The 4,687-nt window shown below is 45.2% G+C and carries 6 protein-coding genes; 4 read left to right on the top strand and 2 right to left on the bottom strand.

The features are described 5' to 3' along the window. Together G459_RS30240 and G459_RS28485 are read right to left on the bottom strand one after the other, a co-directional pair. On the bottom strand, positions 1–287 hold a 287-nt coding region (locus G459_RS30240), incomplete at its 3' end, for a hypothetical protein (RefSeq protein WP_035456913.1). 594 nt (positions 288–881) lie between these two features. Next, entirely contained in the window at positions 882–1,310 is a 429-nt protein-coding gene (locus G459_RS28485) for a MauE/DoxX family redox-associated membrane protein (RefSeq protein ID WP_051315407.1), read from the bottom strand. Positions 1,311–1,620: 310 nt separating this feature from the next. On the opposite strand from G459_RS28485, the gene G459_RS0123775 reads away from it, so the two are divergent. The 4 genes from G459_RS0123775 (at position 1,621) to G459_RS0123795 (ending at position 4,436) form a co-directional block, all read left to right on the top strand. After that, complete coding sequence (locus G459_RS0123775; RefSeq protein ID WP_026969819.1) at positions 1,621–2,085, top strand: cyclic nucleotide-binding domain-containing protein; 465 nt, start codon at positions 1,621–1,623, stop codon at positions 2,083–2,085. Between the two features lie 380 nt (positions 2,086–2,465). Beyond that, on the top strand, positions 2,466–3,350 hold the full coding sequence (locus G459_RS0123785) for a hypothetical protein (RefSeq protein WP_157373441.1): 885 nt from the start codon (positions 2,466–2,468) through the stop codon (positions 3,348–3,350). A 24-nt stretch (positions 3,351–3,374) separates the two neighbouring features. Then, the gene (locus G459_RS0123790) at positions 3,375–3,569 is read left to right on the top strand and encodes a hypothetical protein (RefSeq protein WP_026969821.1); all 195 of its coding nucleotides are present in this window, start codon (positions 3,375–3,377) and stop codon (positions 3,567–3,569) included. A gap of 222 nt (positions 3,570–3,791) precedes the next feature. Further along, positions 3,792–4,436, top strand: a complete 645-nt coding sequence (locus G459_RS0123795) for a DUF6266 family protein (RefSeq protein ID WP_157373442.1) — start codon at positions 3,792–3,794, stop codon at positions 4,434–4,436. Positions 4,437–4,687: the final 251 nt, after the last annotated feature.

A 4,687-nucleotide genomic window follows, 5' to 3' on the forward strand; every position in this document is an offset into this window, starting at 1 on the left:
AGCTCTCTTGGATCTTGCAGGTTGTCTTTGGTGGCCAAAACGGGTTGTTGTTGTCTGGTAAAACCCGAAGATAAATGTCTTTTAACTGGATTTTCGATTTTATCAGAATAACCGAGCATTCGCATCCACTTAAGAATTTTCCCATGTTCTGTAGATTGACCCGTGTACTTGTTCCAAATCTCAACTTTAGAGTAATTCCCCGAAAGATATTCTTTGATCATTTCTTCCCGCTCAGCCCAACTCAGAGACCCTATTCCTCTCGTCTTTTTTTCTTTTTGTCGTTTCATAGTAGTTTACCTGGTGTAAACTCAATTCAGGACAAGTCAACATGAGTTTTTTTCAAAGGGGGTAGGGGGGCCAGGCTGCAGGAGGACAAACCGTTAGGAAACAGCCCGGTGGGCTGTTTTAGGTTTGGGCCAGGCTGCAGGGTAGGACAAATCTTCATCATTTCGTTCCCTTGTCCTGCTTCTACCGCACCATGGCCTATGCCAGCCTCGCCGTGGTCTGTGTCACAGACCACTCCGAAATGAAATTCGTCCGCAGCAACGATCATCTCCGTCCCTCGGCTTCAGCAACATTATCCCGATGATATCTCTGCGCCGAGGCGGGGATGTGTGATCCATTTTTCCTGGGGTTGAAATCAAGCATGACCTACCGTACGATATCCATGCATAAATTTCCTCCATGCGAGATTCCATGTGACCATTAGATATCAATTAAACATCACATGAAACCCCAGGCTATGGTATCGGCCGTGCCTATGGCACTTTCCTTCTCACATCACCCCCTTCCATCTTTCCCATCTCAATCTTCCAATATTGCAATTCCTCAACCCGACAACTGGTCAACTGGACAACAGTGCAGCTGACAACCCGACAACCTCAATTTTCCAATTTTTCAATTTTCCAATTTTCCAATCTCAATCCCCACACTCCAATCCCGATACAAATTATATTCAAAACGAAATGCTCCGCCCAGCCCAAACTCTCCAAGATTCCCGCACAATTGCACGGTACCCTCGGAAATGCTCCCACCCAGATCAGCCCGACATAAGTGATGAATACCGTCAGCAGCAAGACACTGCCCAGGTATCCCCACCACCGCGTCACTGAAAAGAGCAGGAGCAGGGCAATCAACAACTCAACTCCGGGAACGGCATACGCCAATACTTCTTCAATTTCATTGGGCATCGGCTGATTCAGGAACGCCTTGCGGCTTTGATCAAACCGTACCAGCTTGTCCAGTCCGGTGTAGCTCCAGAGGAGAATGAGCAGGATAAGGGGTATATTTTTGGCCGGTTTCTGTTCCATAGTCAGAATCAATTTCAAGATTGAACACCCAGTTGAAAGAGAGATAATAGATTCTTTTGTTGGGCTTTAGGGAAGGTAGATGGACGTGCTAAAAAAAATGCAAGCCAATTGGCACAATTAGATTTTTCACATTAAAATTCTGCCAATTGGCATATTTTTAACGGAATTGTGAAAAAATTGCAGAATTATTTGTGGTTATGAAGAGTTTTTTCCACATATTTTGATACTCAATTGTTAGTTAATTCTGACGATTACCGAGTTCCATAACGCTTTTTCACCCCCATTTGGCTTTTTAATAAACTTAATCGATATGGATAAAAAGTATGAACTCCAGTTGAGACTATACTATAGGCAACTGGTACATCTACCAGAGGCGGAGTACGACAAGGTCTTTCCTCTGATGACCCAAAAAACCCTCAGGAGGGGAAGCGTCATCAAGAATGAACACGAGGTAGAAGAAGCCACCCGCTTCCTATGTGAAGGCTTCATCGGACTGTATTTGATTGATGAAAATCTGGAGCTGCAGTTGGACCAGATTTTTTGCCAAAACGATGTGGTCAGGGAGGATGTCTCCTACCATTCCCGAAAGAAAAACGACAGCATCTTGAAAGCCATTTCTGATGTGGTCTTTCTAGAGCTGGGCAGGGATGCCGAAATAGAACTGTTGGAAGAGTCTTTTTCTCTCAACAGGCTATACCGGGAATTGACTCATCGGGTCGCGGCCCAGAAGACGATGCAGTTTAGAATCCGCATGATGGGATTGAACATGGACTGATGGCCCTTCATCAATCTCAGCCCGGATTGGTGATGCACCTGAAGGATACGGATCTGGCGGCATTTTTCAGGACGAGCATCCGAGATGTCCAAAGGAAAAAGAAAAAAACCAATTTCCTCTAGCATGACTACCCGGCCACTTGTCCCTGTTCAAGTTGGGGGAGTGATAATAACAGGCTCGCTATCCAGGGCAGTGGAGTGAGCTCTTTTGCCTTGGGTAGGATGAAAGAAGGGGGATGGGGATAGAAATGGCTACCCTGCCTTGATAAAAGAATTTTCGGGACTGGAGGAACTAATTACCCATCGGGAATTGGCTGCCTTTTTTGGAATATCCAGCCGGTCTGTGGACCGTTTCAAACAAAAACTAAAATCTAGGCTGAAATGAAACTATTTGACCTTAAACCGGCGATGCACCCCCAAACAATCCAATTGGATACCGGCACCCTAGTTTGGGCCTGGCGCAATAAGATGTTTGAAGACTACGGGACTTTTGAAAAAGTCAGACGCCGAACGAACAACCTGCTCGTGGGATTTTTATTTCCCGATGGCGAAGTCAATGAACTACAACTGATCATGCGTTTTTCCCTGACGAAGGACTTGTTCCTGGATTATTATGATCAAAGACCTGAACAGGAATTTATCGCGGTCGTGAAAGCAATCCAGCGCCAGGACTTGACGGGCTTGACCGGTACCATAGGGAATGTCTGTGAGAATCTGATCCAGTTATCCAAAGTGTGCAGTCTTCATTTCGCCGTTTCCAACTGGCAACAAAACTGGGATGACTATCTGGAAGGGTTGATTGATGCAGAGGAGTTCTTTCTGAGCGGAAGTGGAAAGCTTGAAGATTTGGATAATTATGAATACAACAGAATCACCGGGCTGGGTGTCTGGCTGATGTTTGGTATGGTAAGGCATCCTTACCGCGACAAATATGAGGTGACATCTGAACTGGAGCTGGCGATCGGTAAGATGATCCAGTTTGTGGCGGACAGAGATTTTGGAACCGATTTACTGTCTCAAAATTGCCTGCACCCATTGAAGTATAAGATGGTGATCGATTATTATCCCGGAGAGGAGGGCTTGCAGTGTTTTTTTGACGCTGAGTACTTGGCGGAATTGGGAGCCGATGCAAGCGACATCGGTTACGAAATAGTTGAAGAGCACCGCGAACTGGAGAGCTGGGTTTGTGATGCTTTCCAGGTGATGGCCGGATGGTTTAACTGGAATTACTATACGAAATGTTCTGACTCTTTTCTCAGGATTTAAGGTCCGCCGAAACCGCATCTTGTCATGATAAAGAAACGAGTGGTCATTTATGCCAAGGATATCCAGATCATCACCGGCCGAAGTCAGCGTTACAGCAATTCAATGCTGACCAAGATCAGAAAATATTTTCAGAAGGAGGCGCATCAGTATGTCACACTGGATGAGTTCTCGGAATTTTCGGGTATCCCGATACATAAGATCGAGCAGTTTATCAGTTGACTCCAGTCAAAGTCCCCTTGGAATCAACTGGGTTTATCCTACCAGTCCTGACCTTAATTTAAGAGCTAATCCAAGCATCAAACCCATATCAACGTCGACTCTTCTTCGACTCTTGTTCGAGTTTCCTTCGACTCTTCATTGACTATAACCAAACGATGACACTTGATTAAGACCTCGAAGAGTGAACGTAGCTATAGCGTATCTAACCCTAACAAAACAGAAATGGCAAAGCCTCCTCGTAATTTAAACAGACTGGTTTCCGGTAAGATGGGAAACCTTGTAGTCTATGAGCGTGATGGGAAGACCGTTTTACGATCCAGGCCAGTTAAGACCAAGAAAAAGCCTTCAGCAAAACAGGTCTATACCAGAAAAGCTTTCAAAAAGGCCAATGCTTTTTTGACACCTATCCGTTCGGAGTTGGAATTGGGATTTTCCGGACTCTCCGCCGATAAATCCAAGCGTTTTGGAAAAGCACTGTCCCTGGCAATCAAGCAGGCAATACTGCCGGTGGATGGCGAACCAAATCTGTATCCTGAAAGGGTGAAAATTTCTTCGGGAGATGTGTTGGAGCCAGCAGACGCTGCAGCATCATGGGAAGCTTCAAATAGACTGGTGTTAACCTGGCGGCCCAATTCATTTGAGGGAATGGCTAAAGATGGGGATGAGATTTTTTATGTGGCATTGGATCCGGTTACCAAAAGGAAATGGAGTGTTGAAAAGGGCGGTTATCGGAAAAACGGATCACTGACCATTGATTTTCCCTGGACGGGACCACTTGCCGGACAGTTTTATCATTACCTGGCCTTCTATACCCAGTCCAGCTCAAAGGTGGAATTTTCGGATTCGATCTGTTTAGGTCGAATCTGATCAAAAGCAAGATGATATAGGGGATAAATTACTGACACTTCTGGCCTGAAAGGCTATTTTTTACATTTTAAAACGGAACGGACTTTTCGAACGGCTGAAGACATTTTATTAGAAACTGTGCCCTTTTTGGTTTAGTTGGCAGAGTTGGCCTATATGGCACATTCAATTGATAGTCAATCCACTAGCCTGCACCTTAGCTCCATGTTTAACCTAAACCCCATATACATATGGCAAAACAGACAGGAGTGATC

The organism is Algoriphagus terrigena DSM 22685, assembly GCF_000429445.1.
GTDB classification, from domain to species: domain Bacteria; phylum Bacteroidota; class Bacteroidia; order Cytophagales; family Cyclobacteriaceae; genus Algoriphagus; species Algoriphagus terrigena.

What these genes read in the sequence shown, in the direction of transcription:
- G459_RS0123795 (WP_157373442.1), top strand. Translation starts at nt 3,792, where the DNA reads ATGGCAAAGCCTCCTCGTAATTTAAACAGACTGGTTTCCGGTAAGATG.
- G459_RS0123790 (WP_026969821.1), top strand. Translation starts at nt 3,375, where the DNA reads ATGATAAAGAAACGAGTGGTCATTTATGCCAAGGATATCCAGATCATC.
- G459_RS0123785 (WP_157373441.1), top strand. Translation starts at nt 2,466, where the DNA reads ATGAAACTATTTGACCTTAAACCGGCGATGCACCCCCAAACAATCCAA.
- G459_RS28485 (WP_051315407.1), bottom strand. Translation starts at nt 1,310, where the DNA reads ATGGAACAGAAACCGGCCAAAAATATACCCCTTATCCTGCTCATTCTC.
- G459_RS0123775 (WP_026969819.1), top strand. Translation starts at nt 1,621, where the DNA reads ATGGATAAAAAGTATGAACTCCAGTTGAGACTATACTATAGGCAACTG.